Annotated in this window: 16 protein-coding genes and 1 pseudogene; 7 read left to right on the forward strand and 10 right to left on the reverse strand. The window is 65.4% G+C overall.

All coding sequences use genetic code 11. The features are described from left to right. Window positions 1-174: 174 nt before the first annotated feature. The 3 genes and pseudogenes from ACODS5_RS17475 to ACODS5_RS17485 all read right to left on the reverse strand — a co-directional run bounded on the left by ACODS5_RS17475 (window position 175) and on the right by ACODS5_RS17485 (window position 3,801). Window positions 175-942 carry a methyl-accepting chemotaxis protein gene (locus ACODS5_RS17475; RefSeq protein ID WP_372239527.1) on the reverse strand — a complete coding sequence of 256 codons (768 nt, stop codon included), beginning with the start codon at window positions 940-942 and terminating at the stop codon, window positions 175-177. 165 nt (window positions 943-1,107) lie between these two features. Continuing rightward, window positions 1,108-1,935 (reverse strand): annotated as a pseudogene (locus ACODS5_RS17480) (HAMP domain-containing protein); the annotation flags it as partial. Window positions 1,936-2,037: 102 nt separating this feature from the next. Further along, entirely contained in the window at window positions 2,038-3,801 is a 1,764-nt protein-coding gene (locus tag ACODS5_RS17485; RefSeq protein WP_489109258.1) for an ABC transporter transmembrane domain-containing protein, read from the reverse strand. Window positions 3,802-4,050: 249 nt separating this feature from the next. Here ACODS5_RS17485 and ACODS5_RS17490 point away from each other — a divergent pair, with 249 nt between their 5' ends. Further along, window positions 4,051-4,218 carry a PA1571 family protein gene (locus ACODS5_RS17490; protein ID WP_167659508.1) on the forward strand — a complete coding sequence of 56 codons (168 nt, stop codon included), beginning with the start codon at window positions 4,051-4,053 and terminating at the stop codon, window positions 4,216-4,218. A gap of 116 nt (window positions 4,219-4,334) precedes the next feature. On the opposite strand, the gene pdxB is transcribed toward ACODS5_RS17490, so the two are convergent. The 3 genes from pdxB to rlmM form a co-directional block, all read right to left on the reverse strand. Beyond that, window positions 4,335-5,477 carry a 4-phosphoerythronate dehydrogenase PdxB gene (gene pdxB / locus ACODS5_RS17495; protein WP_134693155.1) on the reverse strand — a complete coding sequence of 381 codons (1,143 nt, stop codon included), beginning with the start codon at window positions 5,475-5,477 and terminating at the stop codon, window positions 4,335-4,337. A gap of 47 nt (window positions 5,478-5,524) precedes the next feature. Beyond that, window positions 5,525-5,767 carry a sulfurtransferase TusA gene (gene tusA, locus ACODS5_RS17500; protein ID WP_134693156.1) on the reverse strand — a complete coding sequence of 81 codons (243 nt, stop codon included), beginning with the start codon at window positions 5,765-5,767 and terminating at the stop codon, window positions 5,525-5,527. Between the two features lie 88 nt (window positions 5,768-5,855). After that, complete coding sequence (gene rlmM, locus ACODS5_RS17505) at window positions 5,856-6,914, reverse strand: 23S rRNA (cytidine(2498)-2'-O)-methyltransferase RlmM (RefSeq protein WP_489109259.1); 1,059 nt, start codon at window positions 6,912-6,914, stop codon at window positions 5,856-5,858. A 219-nt stretch (window positions 6,915-7,133) separates the two neighbouring features. Here rlmM and acnA point away from each other — a divergent pair, with 219 nt between their 5' ends. From acnA to ACODS5_RS17520, 3 genes are all read left to right on the forward strand, one after another. After that, a complete protein-coding gene (gene acnA / locus ACODS5_RS17510) occupies window positions 7,134-9,875 on the forward strand; it encodes an aconitate hydratase AcnA (RefSeq protein ID WP_489109260.1) in 2,742 nt (913 codons plus the stop codon). A gap of 232 nt (window positions 9,876-10,107) precedes the next feature. Next, window positions 10,108-10,884 (forward strand): CPBP family intramembrane glutamic endopeptidase, encoded by a 777-nt coding sequence (locus tag ACODS5_RS17515; protein ID WP_134693159.1) that lies wholly within the window; start codon window positions 10,108-10,110, stop codon window positions 10,882-10,884. Between the two features lie 195 nt (window positions 10,885-11,079). Then, on the forward strand, window positions 11,080-12,645 hold the full coding sequence (locus tag ACODS5_RS17520; RefSeq protein ID WP_134693160.1) for a methyl-accepting chemotaxis protein: 1,566 nt from the start codon (window positions 11,080-11,082) through the stop codon (window positions 12,643-12,645). Between the two features lie 180 nt (window positions 12,646-12,825). Here ACODS5_RS17520 and ACODS5_RS17525 read toward each other — a convergent pair whose 3' ends face one another. The 4 genes from ACODS5_RS17525 to ACODS5_RS17540 all read right to left on the reverse strand — a co-directional run bounded on the left by ACODS5_RS17525 (window position 12,826) and on the right by ACODS5_RS17540 (window position 15,654). Beyond that, window positions 12,826-13,710: a pseudouridine synthase gene (locus ACODS5_RS17525; RefSeq protein WP_489109261.1), complete on the reverse strand. Its 885-nt coding sequence runs from the start codon at window positions 13,708-13,710 to the stop codon at window positions 12,826-12,828. Between the two features lie 50 nt (window positions 13,711-13,760). Next, the gene (locus tag ACODS5_RS17530) at window positions 13,761-14,069 is read right to left on the reverse strand and encodes a transcriptional regulator (protein ID WP_134693162.1); all 309 of its coding nucleotides are present in this window, start codon (window positions 14,067-14,069) and stop codon (window positions 13,761-13,763) included. 67 nt (window positions 14,070-14,136) lie between these two features. Then, window positions 14,137-14,373, reverse strand: coding sequence for a glutaredoxin family protein (locus tag ACODS5_RS17535; protein WP_134693163.1), 237 nt, complete (start codon window positions 14,371-14,373; stop codon window positions 14,137-14,139). A gap of 72 nt (window positions 14,374-14,445) precedes the next feature. After that, window positions 14,446-15,654: an ammonium transporter gene (locus tag ACODS5_RS17540; protein ID WP_134693164.1), complete on the reverse strand. Its 1,209-nt coding sequence runs from the start codon at window positions 15,652-15,654 to the stop codon at window positions 14,446-14,448. 293 nt (window positions 15,655-15,947) lie between these two features. Between ACODS5_RS17540 and ACODS5_RS17545 the strand changes: the two genes are divergently transcribed. From ACODS5_RS17545 to ACODS5_RS17555, 3 genes are read left to right on the forward strand one after another with little or no spacing between them, the layout of a single operon-like run. Next, entirely contained in the window at window positions 15,948-16,259 is a 312-nt protein-coding gene (locus ACODS5_RS17545; RefSeq protein WP_134693165.1) for an ElaB/YgaM/YqjD family protein, read from the forward strand. Window positions 16,260-16,268: 9 nt separating this feature from the next. Continuing rightward, window positions 16,269-16,643 (forward strand): phage holin family protein, encoded by a 375-nt coding sequence (locus ACODS5_RS17550; protein ID WP_134693166.1) that lies wholly within the window; start codon window positions 16,269-16,271, stop codon window positions 16,641-16,643. Continuing rightward, window positions 16,640-16,966, forward strand: a complete 327-nt coding sequence (locus ACODS5_RS17555; protein ID WP_134693167.1) for a hypothetical protein — start codon at window positions 16,640-16,642, stop codon at window positions 16,964-16,966. The genes ACODS5_RS17550 and ACODS5_RS17555 overlap by 4 nt, the downstream gene beginning before the upstream one ends. The last annotated feature ends 9 nt before the right edge of the window (window positions 16,967-16,975 follow it).

Below are 16,975 nucleotides of genomic sequence, written 5' to 3' on the forward strand. Positions count from 1 at the left end.
GAATCTGCACGGCAGGACCGGCGTGCCGACGAACGATCGCCATCGCGGGGCAAGCCCCGCTTCCACGCCAGCCCCATGAGGATGAGCAGACGTGGGAACGGGCTTGCCCCGCGATGGCGATGCGCAGACCCGACACTGGCAATCAGCGCCTTACGCCAATGGGTTGACCAACCCTCAGGCACTCAACCGCGAAGTCACCTCGCCAAGCTGCCCCGATAGCCCATGCAAGCGCTGCCCCGCCTGCTCGGTATGCCGCACCGCCTGCTGGTTGTCCGTGGCAATCCGGGTAATCTCGACCAGGTTGCGCGAAATATCCTCCGCCACGCTGGTCTGCTCCTCCGCCGCGGTGGCGATCTGCCGGTTCATGTCGCGAATAGCCTCTACCGCCGCGGTGATGCGCTGCAGCATCTGCCCCGCCTGCTGCACCTGCTCGGCCCCTAGCTCGCTGCGCTGCTGGCCGCTCTCGATGGCCTTGACCGCGTCCACCGCCCCCGACTGCACCGCCTCGATGATCTGGTGGATCTCGGCGATCGACGCTGCCGTGCGCTGGGCCAAGCTGCGCACTTCATCGGCCACCACCGCAAAACCACGCCCCGCCTCGCCAGCGCGGGCCGCCTCGATGGCCGCATTGAGCGCCAGCAGGTTGGTCTGTTCGGCAATCCCGCGAATCACCTCGAGTACCTTGCCGATTCGCGTGCTGTCGTTTTCCAGATGGCGAATCACCGTAGCCGTGCCGGCGATCTCGCGGTTGACCAGGCCAATGATGTCGATGGTCTGTTGCATCACCTGCTCGCCTGCCTGGGCACTGTGGTCAGCCTGGTCCGCCGCCCGCGCGGCATCGGCGGCATGGCGGGCGACCTCCTGGGCAGTGGCGGACATCTCGTGCATGGCCGTGGCCACCTGGTCGGTACGCTGGAACTGGTCCTGGGTGCCATGGGCCATGTCGCTGGCGATACTGCGCAACTGGCCGCTGGCGCTCTCCAGTTCGTCGGCGTTGTCCTTGAGCCGGCTGACGGTGTCGGCAAGAAAATCACGCAGGGTATTGGCCGCCCGCGCCAGGCGGCCAAGCTCGTCCTCGCGGCGACTGTCGACCCGCGCAGCAAAACGACCCTGGCTGAGTTGGGCAACGTACTCGATCAATTGCCGGATCGGCTCGACCAGGCTGCGGTTGACCAACCACAGGCTGAACAACCCGACCAGCAGCGCCGAGGCCAGCATCACCAGCAGGCCCAGCCACACGGTACGCTCGGCACTGCTACTGATCTCAGCGGCGCGGCCACCGGCATCGGCACGCAACTGCTCGACCAGCGCGCTCAACTGGTCGCTGGTGGCACGATCCACACCCTTGACCGCCAGGTCGCCGGCCAACGGATCGCCGCCGGCCGCCAGAAAGGCCTGGCGACCCTGCTCATACTTCGCGCCCAACTGCCGGTGGCTGGCCCTGAGCTGCTCCAGAGGCGCCTTGAGCGCCGGCTCCGCGCTGTCGACCAGTTGCCCCAACAGCTGCTGCACTTGTTGCTCACGAGCCTGGAACTGCTGCCAGTACTTGTCCAGCTCGGCCGGCTGGCGCCCGCGCAACAGCACGTTCTTCCACTCCTGCACCTGGATCTTGAACTGCAGGTTGGCCTCGTCGATCAACTGCGAGGCACGCAGAGGGCCATCAACCAGCTCGGCATAGCCGCGCACGCTGGAGGACAGGAACTGGAAGCACACCAGGGCGATCAGCAAGATCGTCGCCAGGCTGACGCCGAGCAAGCTGAGGATTTGCACTCTGAGGGATTTACGCAACATCGCGGATCTCGGAACAAGGAGGGAAGGAAACGGCGCGCAGCCGCGCCGCCGACAGACATCCTTGTCCTCGTTCGCCGGCCAAAAAAAAGCCGCCATCGATCGATAGCAGCCAGGTAGAGCACTTGCGCAACAGTTGAGCAGCATAGTCTCAGGCAATTGCTACAGAATTGTTACAGGTCGACTACAGCGCTCGAGCCCTGCCTCGCCTCGGGAGGCGCCGGCCTTGCCAGCGCACACCGACAACACTCAGCCGCTGCTGAACTGCAACGCCGCCAAACGTGCGTACAGCGGGTTTTGCTCGATCAACTGGCGGTGCGTGCCCACCGCAACCAGGCGCCCCTGGTCGATCACGGCGATGCGCTCGGCATGCTGCACGGTCGCCAGCCGGTGGGCGATCACCAGGGTGGTGCGCCCGGCCATCAACGGCGGCAATGCCTGCTGGATCAGGTGCTCGCTCTGCGCATCGAGAGCACTGGTGGCTTCGTCCAGCAACAGGATAGGCGCGTCCAGCAGCAACGCCCGGGCAATCGCCAGGCGCTGGCGCTGGCCACCGGACAGGCCGACGCCGCCCTCGCCCAAGGGCGTCTCATAGCCCTCGGGCAGTTGCACGATGAACTCATGGGCATAAGCGCTACGCGCCGCCGCCTCGACCTCGGCCTGGCTGGCTTCGGGTCGGCCATAGCGGATATTGGCCGCCACCGTGCCGCGAAACAGCGCCGGTTGTTGCGCCACCAGGGCGAACTGGCGACGCAGCTCGGCAGGCTCGAGCCCGGTGATCGCCTGGCCATCGAGCAAGATCTCCCCCGCCTGCGGGTCGTGAAAGCGCAGCAGCAAGTCGAACAAGGTCGACTTGCCTGCGCCCGAAGGCCCGACCAGCGCCACGGTCTGCCCCGGCTGTACCTGCAGGCTCAAGCCATCGATAGCCGCCATGCCCGGCCGTGACGGATAGGCAAAGCGCACCTCGCGCAGTTCGATCGCGCCCCGAGCCCGCGTGCCCGGCAACCGCAGCGGCTGCGCCGGTGGCAGGATCGCGGTGCGCGCCGCCAACAGCTCGGCGATACGCTCGGCGGCGCCGGCGGCCCGCTGCAACTCGCCGATCACCTCGCTCAGGGTACCGAAGGCACTGCCGACGATCAGGCTGTAGAACACGAACGCGGCCAGCTCGCCACCGGAGATACGCCCCGCGATCACATCCATGCCACCGACCCACAACATCACCCCCACCGCACCGAGCACCAGCATGATCACCAGGGTGATCAGCCAGGCGCGCTGGGCGATACGCCGGCGCGCCACGGTGAACGCCGCCTCGACCGTCTCACCGAACAACGCCCGGTCGCGCGCCTCATGGTTGTAGGCCTGCACCGTCTTGATCTGGCCCAGGGTCTCGGCCACATAGCTGCCGACATCAGCCACCCGGTCCTGACTTTGCCGCGACAGGCTGCGCACCCGCCGCCCGAACAACAGGATCGGCGCCAGCACCAATGGCAGCGCCAACACCACGATACTGGTCAGCTTGGGGTTGGTGACGAACAACAGGATCACTCCACCGATCACCATCAGTGCGTTGCGCAGGAACATCGACAACGAAGACCCGATCACCGACTGCAACAAGGTGGTGTCGGCGGTCAGCCGCGACTGGATCTCCGAGCTGCGGTTGTCCTCGAAAAAACCTGGGTGCAGGCCGATCAGATGGTCGAACACCGCGCGGCGGATATCGGCCACGCAGCGCTCGCCGATCCATGACACCAGGTAGAAACGGGCGAAAGTGCCCACCGCCAGGGCCATGACCAGCAACAGGAACAGGCCGATGGTCTGGTTGAGCTGGTGCGCGGAACCGGTCATGAAGCCCTGGTCGACCAGCAGGCGAATGCCCTGCCCCATGGACAAGGTGATGGCGGCGGTGACCACCAGGGCCAACAAGGCCAACAAGGCCCGCCGGCGATACGGACGGATGAACTGCCAGCCCAGGTGCAGGGCACGGCGCTGGCGAGACGACATCGGATCAGGCATGGCGAGCAGTTTTCGGCAGGAAGACCCTGCAAGCCTACCACTGGTCCACTGTGGCGGAACTCCCGTGAATAAGACGCCGTCGCAGCTAAGGCCGGTGCCGCAGGCCCTATACCCATTCGGTCTAATGCGTCACTGGAGCTTTGCCGCGCTGTCTGTTGGACTGTGGCTGTCGTGATGCCGCAGAAGCTGTCACAGGCCAGTCACGGCGCAGCGATACCCTTGAGCTTGAACCTGATGAGGAGACAGGACATGAGCTTGCAGCACAGCACCGATAAGCCCAAGACCCCACCGCAACCTCAGGTATGCGGCTCGATCATCGATGCCCAGGGGCGCGAGATCCCGATTACCGAGCAGATGATCCAGAAGGCCTGCAAGGACCTGGAGCAGAGCCGGGTCGAGAAGGTCAAGCAGGGTTGAGCCTAGGTATTCACTAAAACCCGGCCAGGCGCCGGGTTTTTATTGACCCTTGATACCGGTAGGAGCCGGCTTGCCGGCGAACCAGGCAACGCAGTGGTTGGCCGGCAAGCCGGCTGCTACACCAGTATCGCGCCCAAGGCGCTGACCATCTGCGCCAACTGCGGCGCTTCGCCGCGCACCCGCACCGCCAGCCCCTCGATCTCTCGTCGCACTGGGTAATGCTTGCGCAGCAGGTCGAAGGCGGCACGCTGCTCGGCCACCTCCTCGCTCAGGCTACGCCGAAAGTCCGCATCGTCACGGCGTGGGTCATACACTGCCCGGCACAAGGTGGCCAGCGCCCAGGCCGGCTCCGCGCTGGCATCGAGCTCGAGCTGTGCCAGCGCTGGCGCCGGCAGCAAATCGACCAGGCGCACCTGTTCGGCCTCGCCCCGCCAGCGGCAGAACGCCTGGTAGATCTGCGCGGTGCCACGCTGCTTGCCATCCAGGCTGTAGCCGGCGATATGCGGGGTGGCCAGGGTGCACAGGTCGGCCAGTTGCAGGTCGACCTGCGGCTCGCCCTCCCACACATCGAGCACCGCGTGCAGGTCTTCACGGTCAAGCAGCAGTTCGCGCAACGCCGCGTTGTCCACCACCGGGCCACGGCTGGCATTGATCAACCAGGCACCGGCGCGCAACCGCGCCAGGCGTGGCTGGTCGAGCAGGTGCCAGGTGGGATGCTCACCAGCGCGTTGCAACGGCGTATGCAGGCTGATCACATCGCACTGTTCAAGGATCGTCTCAAGGTCGACGAAGGCACCGCCCTCGCTGGCCTGTCGCACCGGGTCGCACACCAGCACCTTCCAACCGAGGCCGCGCAGCACCCGCACCAGTCGTCCGCCGACCTCACCCGCGCCGACCACGCCATAAACGCGCTTGCCCAGGTCGGCACCCTCGAGTTCGGCCAGGGTCAGCAGGCTGCCCAGCACGTAGTCCACCACGCCACGGGCGTTGCAGCCCGGCGCGCTGCTCCAGTGGATGCCGGCTTCGGCGAAGTGTTCGAGGTCGAGGTGATCGGTGCCGATGGTGCAGGTGCCGACGAAGCGTACCCGACTGCCTGCGAGCAGTTGCCGATCGACGCGAGTCACCGAGCGTACCAGCAGCACGTCGGCGTCCTTGACGCAGGCGGCGTCGATGGCCCGGCCGGGATAACGGCGGATTTCACCGAAACCGGCAAAGAAGGCATCGAGCAGCGGGATATTCTCGTCGGCAACTATCAGCATGGCGCTCTCCTGTCAGGGGAGCGCAGTGTAGCGCGATCGCGGCGGGCTCAGTCGGCCTTCTTGCGGATCCAGTACAGGTAGGTTCCGGCGTCTTCTTCCTGGCCGAGCAGCTCGTGGCCGAGGAAAATGCAGAACTTGGGGATGTCGCGGCGGGTCGACGGGTCGGTGGCGATGACCTTGAGCACGCCGCCGGATACCAGCTCGCGCACATGCTTGTGCAGCATCATCACCGGCTCCGGGCAACTCAGGCCGCTGGCATCGAGGATCGCGTCGTGGGTGAAATCGGTCATGAAGGACTCCGCAAAATGATCGTCATTGTGGCGCATAAGCAGGCCCACGTCTCCCTGCGGGCGCCAGCCTTGCTGGCGCCTGCAGGGGTTACTTCAGGTCGAGCCGGCGCAAGTGGCAGGTCACTTCCTCGCGGTCGTGGTACAGCTGCTTGCAGGCGATCGACACCTTGACCTTGCGCGCCTTGAACCCCGCCTCGATACGGTCCAGCAGCTTGCGCACCTCGGCATGGCGCTGCTTCATCGGCAATTTCAGGTTGACCACCGCTTCACGGCACAACCCCTCGCCCAGCCAGGTCTCGATCAGCGACGCGGTACGCGCCGGTTTCTCGACGATGTCGCAGACCATCCAGTCCACGGTGCGCTTCGGCTGCCAGGTGAAACCGTCGGCCATCAGGTGGGTGACCAGGCCGGTGTCCATCAGGCTCTCGGCCATCGGGCCGTTGTCGATGGCGGTCACCAGCATGCCGCGCTTGACCAGCTGGTAGGTCCAGCCACCGGGGGATGCGCCCAGGTCGACGCCGGTCATGTCGTCGTTCAGGCGCGCGTCCCATTGCTCGCGCGGGATGAACTGGTGCCAGGCTTCCTCGAGCTTGAGGGTCGAGCGACTCGGGGCCTCGCGGGGAAACTTCAGCCGTGGGATGCCCATCGGCCACAACGCCGAGTTGTCGGCCTCGGACAGGCCGAGGAACACCCGGCGGCCGCTGATGAAAGTCAGCAGCAAGCGCGGACGGCGGGCGTCGTCCACCAGCCGGCCAGCCTTCTCCAGGGCCTTGCGCAGCGGCACCTCGAACTTGCGGCAGAAGGTCGACAGCTCCTTGCCCTCGTTGCTGTCGAGCACCTCCAGCCACAGGCTGCCACACACCGGCAGTTCAGCCAGGTGTTCGAGCAGCACGCTGATGCGGTCGGTCTCGGGCAGTTCGACGAAGGCGCCACGCGCCCACTGGCGCGGGAAGATCAACTGGGCGAAGCGCAGCTCCCGCATCATGCGTTCGGCGCCGCCAGGCTCGGTGCAGACGAATTCGGCGCAAGCGCTTTGTGGCTTGCCCTTGGCATAACCGGCCACGCCCAGGTGGGCGGCGTGTTCGCTGATTTCGGCGCAGACCTCGCCCTCGAAGCCGGGCCGGCAATGCATGAACAGGGTATTCATTTCTCACTCCACATCACTGGCGCAGATGGCGCCAGGGCGGCGAATGATAAAGGAAGATCGGAACCTGCGACACGCCCCATCGGTCCAGAAAAAGGTCAGGTCGGGCAAACCGGTCTAACCTGACTGTTCAGCCAGGTCCGTGCCGTGCGGACCAATCCAGAGCGGTGACACCGGCGAGCCATTGGCAGCCGCCGGGCACCGGAGCACAAGGAGTTGTAAATGCCCTCGCTCGATAGCCTGAAAACCCTCAAGACCCTGCAGGTGGCCGACCGCGCCTACCACTATTTCAGCCTCACCGAAGCCGCCCACCAACTCGGCGACCTGCAGCGCCTGCCGATGTCGCTGAAAGTGTTGCTGGAAAACCTGCTGCGCTGGGAGGACGGCAAGACCGTCACCGGCGACGACCTGCTCGCCCTGGCCAAATGGCTGCAGGAGCGCCGCAGCGACCGTGAGATCCAGTACCGCCCGGCGCGGGTGCTGATGCAGGACTTCACCGGCGTGCCGGCGGTGGTCGACCTGGCCGCCATGCGCGCGGCCATGGCCAAGGCCGGCGGCGACCCGCAGCGGATCAACCCGCTGTCGCCGGTGGACCTGGTGATCGACCACTCGGTCATGGTCGACCGCTACGCCAGCCCCAGCGCCTTCGCCCAGAACGTCGACATCGAGATGCAACGCAATGGCGAGCGTTATGCTTTCCTACGCTGGGGCCAGAGCGCCTTCGACAACTTCCGCGTGGTGCCGCCGGGTACTGGTATCTGTCACCAGGTCAACCTCGAGTACCTGGGGCGCACGGTATGGACCCGCGATGAGGACGGCCGCACCTACGCCTTCCCCGACACGCTGGTCGGCACCGACTCACACACCACCATGATCAACGGCCTCGGCGTGCTCGGCTGGGGCGTCGGCGGTATCGAGGCCGAAGCTGCGATGCTCGGCCAGCCGGTGTCGATGCTGATCCCCGAGGTGATCGGCTTCAAGCTCACCGGCAAGCTGCGCGAAGGCATTACCGCCACCGACCTGGTGCTGACCGTCACGCAGATGCTGCGCAAGAAGGGCGTGGTCGGCAAGTTCGTCGAGTTCTATGGCGACGGCCTGGCCGACCTGCCACTGGCCGACCGTGCCACCATTGCCAACATGGCGCCCGAGTATGGCGCCACCTGCGGCTTCTTCCCGGTCGACCAGGTGACCCTCGACTACCTGCGCCTGTCCGGCCGCCCCGAACAGACAGTGCAACTGGTCGAGGCCTACTGCAAGGCCCAGGGCCTATGGCGCCTGCCCGGCCAAGAGCCGCTGTTCAGCGACACACTGGCGTTGGACATGAACGATGTGGAAGCCAGCCTGGCCGGGCCCAAGCGCCCGCAGGACCGCGTCGCCCTGGGCCAGGTGCGCCAGGCCTTCGACCACTTCATCGAGCTGCAGCCCAAGCCCCTGGCCAAGGAAGTCGGCCGCCTGGAAAGCGAAGGCGGCGGTGGCGTGGCGGTGGGCAACGCCGACCAGGCTGGCGAGATCGACTACACCCACGAAAACCAGACCCACACCCTGCGCGACGGCGCGGTGGTGATCGCCGCCATCACCTCCTGCACCAACACCTCCAACCCCAGCGTGATGATGGCCGCCGGACTGGTGGCGAAGAAAGCCGTGGAGAAGGGCCTGCAGCGCAAGCCGTGGGTCAAGAGTTCGCTCGCCCCCGGCTCGAAAGTGGTCACCGACTACTACAAGGCCGCGGGCCTGACCCCGTACCTGGACCAGCTTGGCTTCGACCTGGTCGGCTACGGCTGCACCACCTGCATCGGCAACTCCGGCCCCCTGGACGAGGCCATCGAACAAGCCATCGGCAGCGCTGACCTGACCGTCGCCTCGGTGCTGTCGGGCAACCGCAACTTCGAAGGCCGGGTGCACCCACTGGTCAAGACCAACTGGTTGGCCTCGCCACCGCTGGTAGTGGCCTATGCCCTGGCCGGCAGCGTGCGCGTCGACCTCGGCCAGGACCCGCTGGGCACCGGCAAGGACGGCCAGCCGGTGTACCTGCGCGATATCTGGCCGAGCCAGCAGGAAATCGCCGAGGCCGTGGCCAAGGTCGACACGCGGATGTTCCACAAGGAATACGCCGAGGTCTTCGCCGGTGACGCCCAGTGGCAGGCCATCGAGGTGCCGCAGGCGGCCACCTATGTCTGGCAGGACGACTCCACCTATATCCAGCACCCACCGTTCTTCGACGACATCGCCGGGCCGCCGCCAGAGATCGCCGATATCCAGGGCGCGCGCATCCTCGCCCTGCTCGGCGACTCGGTGACCACCGACCATATCTCGCCGGCCGGCAACATCAAGGCCGATAGCCCAGCCGGGCGCTACCTGCGCGAAAAAGGCGTGGAGCCACGCGACTTCAACTCCTATGGCTCACGACGCGGCAACCATGAGGTGATGATGCGCGGCACCTTCGCCAACATCCGCATTCGCAACGAGATGCTCGGCGGCGAGGAAGGTGGCAACACCCTGTATGTGCCCTCCGGCGAGAAGCTGTCGATCTATGACGCGGCCATGCGCTACCAACAGGATGGCACGCCGCTGGTGGTGATCGCCGGGCAGGAGTACGGCACCGGCTCCAGCCGCGACTGGGCGGCCAAGGGCACCAACCTGCTGGGGGTCAAGGCGGTGCTGGCGGAGAGCTTCGAGCGCATCCACCGCTCCAACCTGGTGGGCATGGGCGTGCTGCCGCTGCAGTTCAAGGCTGGGGACGATCGCAAGCGCTTGGGGCTGACCGGCAAGGAACGCATCGATGTGCTGGGCCTTGGCGGGGCGCAGATCCGCCCGGGCATGAGCCTGGCGCTGCGCATCACCCGCGAGAGCGGCGAGCAGGAACAGATCGAGGTGTTGTGCCGGATCGACACCCTCAATGAGGTGGAGTACTTCAAGTCGGGGGGGATCCTGCATTATGTGCTGCGGCAATTGATCGCAGGGTAAAGCTGGGCCCATCCCTTTCCAATTCAAGATTGCTGGGGTCGCTTTGCGACCCTTTCGCGGCACAAGGCCGCTCCTACAGGACGGCGCGGTCCCCTGTAGGTGCGGCCTTGTGCCGTGAAAGGACCGCAACGCGGTCCCGGCATTCCCCGTCCAAGCGCGCAAACATCCAAGTGTCCTGAAGGCCTTGGGGTAAGTCCTACCCTCCATGGACCCACCGGCACAAGGACCCCTCATGCCTCTTCCCCACTGGATCGCCCTGCTCCTGCTCGGCCTCGGCTACACCCTCGCACTGACCCACGGCAGCCTCGGCCTGATCGCCCTGCCCGCCTTGCTCGCCCTGCTGTGCAGCGGCCTGCTCGCACGGCGCCGGGTACGCTGGCAACAGACCCTCGGCCACCTGCTGTTCATCGTCCTCGCCATCGCCCTGGCGCTGCACTGGCTGCCCGGCTTCCACGGCGCCCGCGTCATCGACAAGGCCGTGCTCAGCGAAGGCGCGGTGCCGTTCTCCATGTACCTGAACCTGGACAAACCGCTGATTGGCCTGTGGCTACTACTGGCCTGTCCGTGGTTGGTGATGCTGCGCGCGCGCGGCGTGGCCCTGAGCCTGGCGCTGATCTTGCCCCTGACCCTGCTCGCCTGCCTGGGCGGCGCCTGGGCCCTCGGCCTGGTGGCCTGGGCACCAAAATGGCCTGATCAGGCCTGGCTCTGGCTGGCCAACAACCTGCTGCTGGTGAGCCTGACCGAGGAATTATTGTTCCGCGGCTATATCCAGGGCGGCCTGCAACGTCTGTTCAAACATGATGGGCTGGCGTTGCTGGTGGCCGCACTGGTATTCGGCCTGGCGCACCTGGCTGGAGGTTGGCAGTGGTTCTACCTGGCCACCCTGGCGGGGGTTGGGTATGGTCTGGCTTATCGCCATGGCGGCCTCACGGCGGCGGTGCTGTGTCACGCCTGCGTCAACCTGGCGCACTTCGCCGCTTTCAGCTACCCGATGCTGGCCCTGCATTGAACAATCGGTCATGATCAGACCAAATCGTCATCATTTATAAAGAAAACTGTAATTTTTGGCGGCAACTTGCGCGATCTACGCGCTACCCCAGGTACAGCTCACGCATTTTGCGCCAGATCAACGCAGTTAATTATTCATTCAATAAAACCAGAGGCTTGCCGATACCCATGGAAAGCCTCGCGGATTGAACAGCCAATGCGTAACAACCAGCCGATTACCCAGAGAGAACGGACTTTCCCTGCCCAGCAGCGGTTGATCTCGACCACCAACGCCAAGGGCGTGATCACCTACTGCAACGATGCCTTCATCGAGATCAGCGGTTTCTCCCGCGAGGACCTGATGGGCGCACCACACAACCTGGTGCGCCACCCCGATGTACCGCCGGCCGTGTTCGCCCACATGTGGCAGACCCTCAAGCAGGGCCTGCCGTGGATGGGCATCGTCAAGAACCGCTGCAAGTCGGGCGACCATTACTGGGTCAATGCCTACGTCACGCCAATCTTCGATAGCAACCAGGTGGTCGGCTACGAGTCGGTGCGGGTCAAGCCCACCGCCGAACAGATCCGCCGCGCCGAGGCGTTGTACCAACGCATCAACCAGGGCCATTCGGCCATTCCCAAGCGTGACAAATGGCTGCCAGTGCTGCAGGACTGGCTGCCGTTCATCCTGGTCAGCCAGATCGGCTTCCTGATCGGCAACTGGCTGGGCCACTCCTGGGGCTTCGCCCTGGCCGCCGGGCTGTCGGTACCACTGGGCCTGCTGGGCCTGAGCTGGCAGCAACGCGGTCTCAAGCGCCTGCTGCGCCTGGCCGAGCAGACCACCTCCGACCCGTTGATCGCGCAGATGTACACCGACAGCCGCGGCGTGCAGGCGCGCCTGGAAATGGCCATGCTCAGCCAGGACGCGCGGATGAAGACCTGTCTGACCCGCCTGCAGGACAGCGCCGAACAGCTCAGCGACCAGGCGCGCCAGTCCGATGCCCTGGCCCACCAGAGCTCCTCGGGCCTGGAGCGCCAGCGCGTGGAAACCGAACAGGTGGCTGCCGCGGTCAACCAGATGGCGGCCACCACCCAGGAAGTGGCCAACCATGTGCAGCGCACCGCCGACGCCACCCAGGAAGCCAACCGCCTGACCAGCCAGGGTCGCAACATTGCCGGTGAAACCCGCGACGCAATCGAGCGCCTGTCCGCCGCCGTCGGTGAAACCGGGCTGACTGTCACCCAGCTGGCCAAGGACAGCGACGAGATCGGCGGCGTGGTCGATGTGATCAAGGGCATCGCCGACCAGACCAACCTGCTGGCGCTCAACGCCGCCATCGAGGCAGCACGGGCCGGCGAGATGGGCCGTGGCTTCGCCGTGGTCGCCGACGAGGTTCGCCAGTTGGCGCAACGCACGGCCGAGTCCACCGGGCAGATCCACACCCTGATTGCCAAGCTGCAACAAACCGCCAACAACGCGGTGCAGACCATGGAGACCGGTCATCGCCAGGCCCAGGAAGGTGTCGAGCGGGTAATGGAGGCCGACCAGGCGCTGGTGGGTATCAGCGAAGCGGTGGCCAATATTACCGACATGGCCACGCAGATCGCCGCCGCCACCGAGGAGCAGTCCGCGGTGGCCGAGGAGATCAGCCGCAACATCAGCACCATCGCCGACCTGGCCGACCAGACGGCCGGCCAGGCCCAGCGTTCGGCGCTGCTCAGCGAAGAACTGACCAGCACCGCCGGTTCGCAGTATTCGCTGGTGGAGCGCTTCAACCGCTGAGCAGCGGCGACGAACCGTAGGAGCCTTGCCGGTGTTCGCCGGCAAGCCGGCTCCTACGATGTTCGCGACCTGCTCGCTCCCCGTAGGAGCCAGCCTTGCTGGCGAATCAGGCGCCGCGGTGCTGGCACCGACGCCTGCGACGACCATCCCAGCGCCTGCTCAAAGGTTTGTGACTGATCTTTACCAGTCCAATTGCAAGCGGCTTTCGAAATAGCGCGCCTCACCCGTCAACGGGTCCGCGAAACTCAGGCTCTGGGCCAGCAGCTTCAACGGTTTCGCATAATCGTCCTGTTCACTGAGCAACCGCGGATAGAACGGGTCGTTGCAGATACCCGCCCCCAACGCCGCCATATGCACCCGCAACTGATGGGTCTTGCCGGTGACCGGCGACAAGCCATAGCGCCACAGCTCGCCATTTTTCTCCAGCACGCAGGCGTGAGTCTCGCTGTTCTCAACACCCTCGACCTCATGCATGCGGAAGAACGGCTCGCCATGCACCAGACGGCTGCGATGCACCAGCGGGTAGTCATGCTGCGGCATCGCAGCGGCAATGGCCTGGTAGTGCTTGTCGATGCGTCGTTCCGGGAACAGGCGCTGGTAAGCACCACGGCTTTGTGGGTTGGCCGAGAACAACACCAACCCGGCAGTGTGCCGGTCGATACGGTGCAGCGGCACCAGATGGGGGTTGTCCAGGCGCCGGATCAGGCGGCGCAGCAGGGTGTGCTCGACGTATTCGCCAGTGGGCGTGACCGGCAGAAAATGCGGCTTGTCCGCCACCACCAGGTGCTCGTCGATATGCAGAATCTCCTCCTGCACCGGTATCGCCTTCTCGTTGGGCACTTCACGAAAATAATGCAGGCGCATGCCGCGCCGATACGGCAATTCGGCTGCGATAGCCTGCCCCTGGGCATCGAGCACCCGGCCCCGGGCAAAGCGATCGAGCCACTGCTCGCGGGTGATGCCCTTGAAGTGATCGCTCAAGCAATCGAGCACGGTCGCCCAGGGCCCTGGCGGCAGGCATACGGTGCTGGCTTGCTGGCGGGCTGGGTCGAAAGGCGTGGTCATTGGCGGGCTCGGTTCTTCAGGGACAGGCATTATCCCCTACCCCGCGCGCCTCAACCAGCCTCGCAGGCCGGCTCGCAACGCGCCTTGAGCCAGCGCAGTACCTGCACCGCGTCCCAGCGACCGGGGTCAAAGAGGGCGTAGCTCAGACCCTGGTAGCCCACCACATCCAGCGGACGGTGAAACCCGGCGCGCTGGAACAGCGCCTCGATTTCCGCGAAGCAGGTATTGAAGTGGACCTTGCCGAAGGGCGTGCGCTCGTCGGTGACGATGCCGTCGAGGCGCAGTTCCAGCACGGCGTCGCACACACGCTCGGGGGACATGTGGTTGATGCTGTACTTGAGTTGCTCGACATTGAGCATGACGTTACCTCGATACTGTATTTATATACAGCATACGAAGCCAGCCGCCCTGCCGTCAATGCGCGGTTCAACGAAGGAAGGCCACCACCTGCTCGGCGTCGAACGGCCAGCCGAGCTCGGCGCCTGTGTCGCAGCGACGCAACACCGGGATGCTCAGGCCGTAGCGCTCGAACAACGCTTCGCTGTCGGCTATATCGACCAGCTCGACCAGCAGGCCATGCTCGACGAACGGCATCAGCAGGGCCTCGGCCACTTCGCACAGGTGGCACCCTAGGGTGCCGAACAGTTGGGTTTCGGGGAGCATGCAAACATCCGCCAATCGCATGAATGGATGCTCATTCTAGGCCCGCCCCCGCCATCGCGCACCTGACCTGCCTCAATCCTGGCTGGTGGCGCCAATTCGGTGCAGCGCCAGGTCCGCACCCTGGAATTCCTGCTCATGGTTCAAGCGCAGGCCAAGCAACGCCTTGATCAGACCGTACACGACAAAGCCACCGGCCAGTGCCACCAACACCCCGACCAGGCTACCCAGCAACTGGCTGACCAGGCTGACGCCGCCCAACCCGCCAAGCGCTGCCTGGCCAAACACGCCACAGGCGATACCGCCCCATACGCCACACAGGCCGTGCAGCGGCCACACGCCGAGCACATCGTCGATCTTCCAGCGATTCTGCGCCGCGGTGAAGCACCAGACGAACAACCCGCCGGCCACCAGCCCGGTGACCAATGCGCCGACCGGGTGCATCAGGTCGGAACCGGCGCACACCGCCACCAGCCCGGCCAGCGGGCCGTTGTGCAGGAAGCCCGGGTCGTTGCGTCCGGCCAGCAAGGCCGACAAGGTGCCGCCGACCATGGCCATCAGCGAGTTGATCGCCACCAGCCCGCTGACCCCTTGCAGGGTCTGGGCGCTCATGACGTTGAAGCCGAACCAGCCAATGATCAGGATCCACGAACCCAGCGCCAGGAATGGAATGCTCGACGGCGCGAACGCCACCAGGCGCCCGTCGCGATAACGGCCACGCCGCGCGCCCAGCAGCAACACCGCCGCCAACGCCAACCAGCCACCCATGGCGTGCACCACCACGGAGCCGGCGAAATCATGGAACGGCGCACCGAAGCGCGCCTGCAACCAGGCTTGCAAGCCCAGGTTGCCGTTCCACACCACCCCCTCGAAGAACGGGTAGATGAACGCCACGATCAGCGCCGTCGCGCACAACTGCGGGACGAAACGCGCCCGCTCGGCGATGCCACCGGAAATGATCGCCGGGATCGCCGCGGCGAAGGTCAGCAAAAAGAAGCACTTGACCAGCGCATAGCCGTGATGGCCGGCCAGCACCGCGGCCGGCTGCAGGAAGCTCACGCCGTAGGCGATCCAGTAGCCGACGAAGAAGTACACCAACGCCGAGACGGCGAAGTCGCTGAGGATCTTCGACAGGGCGTTGACCTGGTTCTTGTGGCGCACGGTACCGACTTCCAGAAAGGCGAAGCCGGCGTGCATGGCCAGGACCAGAATCGCCCCCATGAGGATGAACAAGGTGTTGGAGCCATGGACCAGGGAGTCCATCGCGCTGAGCGTGTTTTGCATAGAAGGCAGACCTGCAAAAAGGCACCAGGACAGTTCAAGAGCCGGCATCCTTGCACCGAATCAGTGCCAGGCCCCTGTCCCGTTTCGCTGAACCGGGCGGCGCCTGCGTGGTTTTTTCTTGGGTTTGTCGTGGATTGGGTTAAGGTTTATCGGTATCCGCCGAAGTGGCGCACGGCATGCGGCACATTCGACGCAGAGCTATTAGCAAGCGCTGTACCAGCACATCGCGCTGAACCTTCGGTGCGCGCGGTCACTCGAAATAGCCACACACATCCACAGGGAGAGGCCCATCCATGGCCAGCAAATCGGCAAAGACTGCACAAGACATTTTGATGGCTGACTTCCAGGCCCTGGTCCGCGACACCGAGAAACTGCTCGCCGATACCGCCAACCTGGCTGGCGACCAGGCCGACGAACTGCGCGAGCAAATCCACGACCGCCTGATGCAGGCCCGCGAAACCTTGCAACTGACCCAGGACTCGGTGCGCCAGCGCGGCCAGGCGGCCCTGGGCAGCGCCGAGCAGTACGTGCAGGACAACCCCTGGCAGGCGATCGGCATCGCCGCCGGCGTCGGCCTGCTGATCGGCCTGCTGGCCAAGCGTTGAGGAACCTTCATGGATAACGACGCCATCGGCGCCAGCGCCTCCGGCAGGCGCCTCGGCGCGGCCATCCTCGGACTGCTGCACAGCCATATCGAACTGTTCGGCATCGAGTTGCAGGAGCAGAAGGCACGCACCCTCAGCCTGCTGCTGTTCGCCGGGCTGGCACTGGTGTTCGCCCTGCTGCTGCTGACCGCCCTGTCCGGCCTGGTGCTGGTGCTGCTGTGGGACAGCTACCGGCTGGCCGGGATCATCGGCCTGTGCGTCTTCTATGGCGTTGCCGCGCTGTACTGCGGGCTGCGCCTGAAAGCCGCGGTGTTCGACGAATCCTCGCCATTCAACGCCACGCTCGAAGAGCTGGCCAAGGATCGGGAGCGCCTGCTGCCATGAGCCTGCCCGAACTTCCCAATACCCGTAATCCACGGGAACTGCGCAAGGCCCTGCTGCGTCTACGCATGGAAATGCACCGCCAGGAAATTCGCCACGAATCCGGCCAACTGCTCGAACCGGTGCGGCGCCTGCGCGGCATGGGCGGCTCGTTCGGCGAAGGCCTCGGGTTCAAGCACGGCTCGCTGTGGGGCATCGGCGCCGTGGTCGCGCTGGGTTTTCTCACCGGCAAGGGCGTGCGCAGCGGCAACCTGGCGCGGCTGATCCGCGTGGGTACCAGCCTGGTACCCTTGGTGCGTCTGTTCCTCAACGGTCGTCGTCCCTGAAACACGACG

The sequence above is a fragment of the Pseudomonas sp. FG47 genome, from assembly GCF_057809115.1.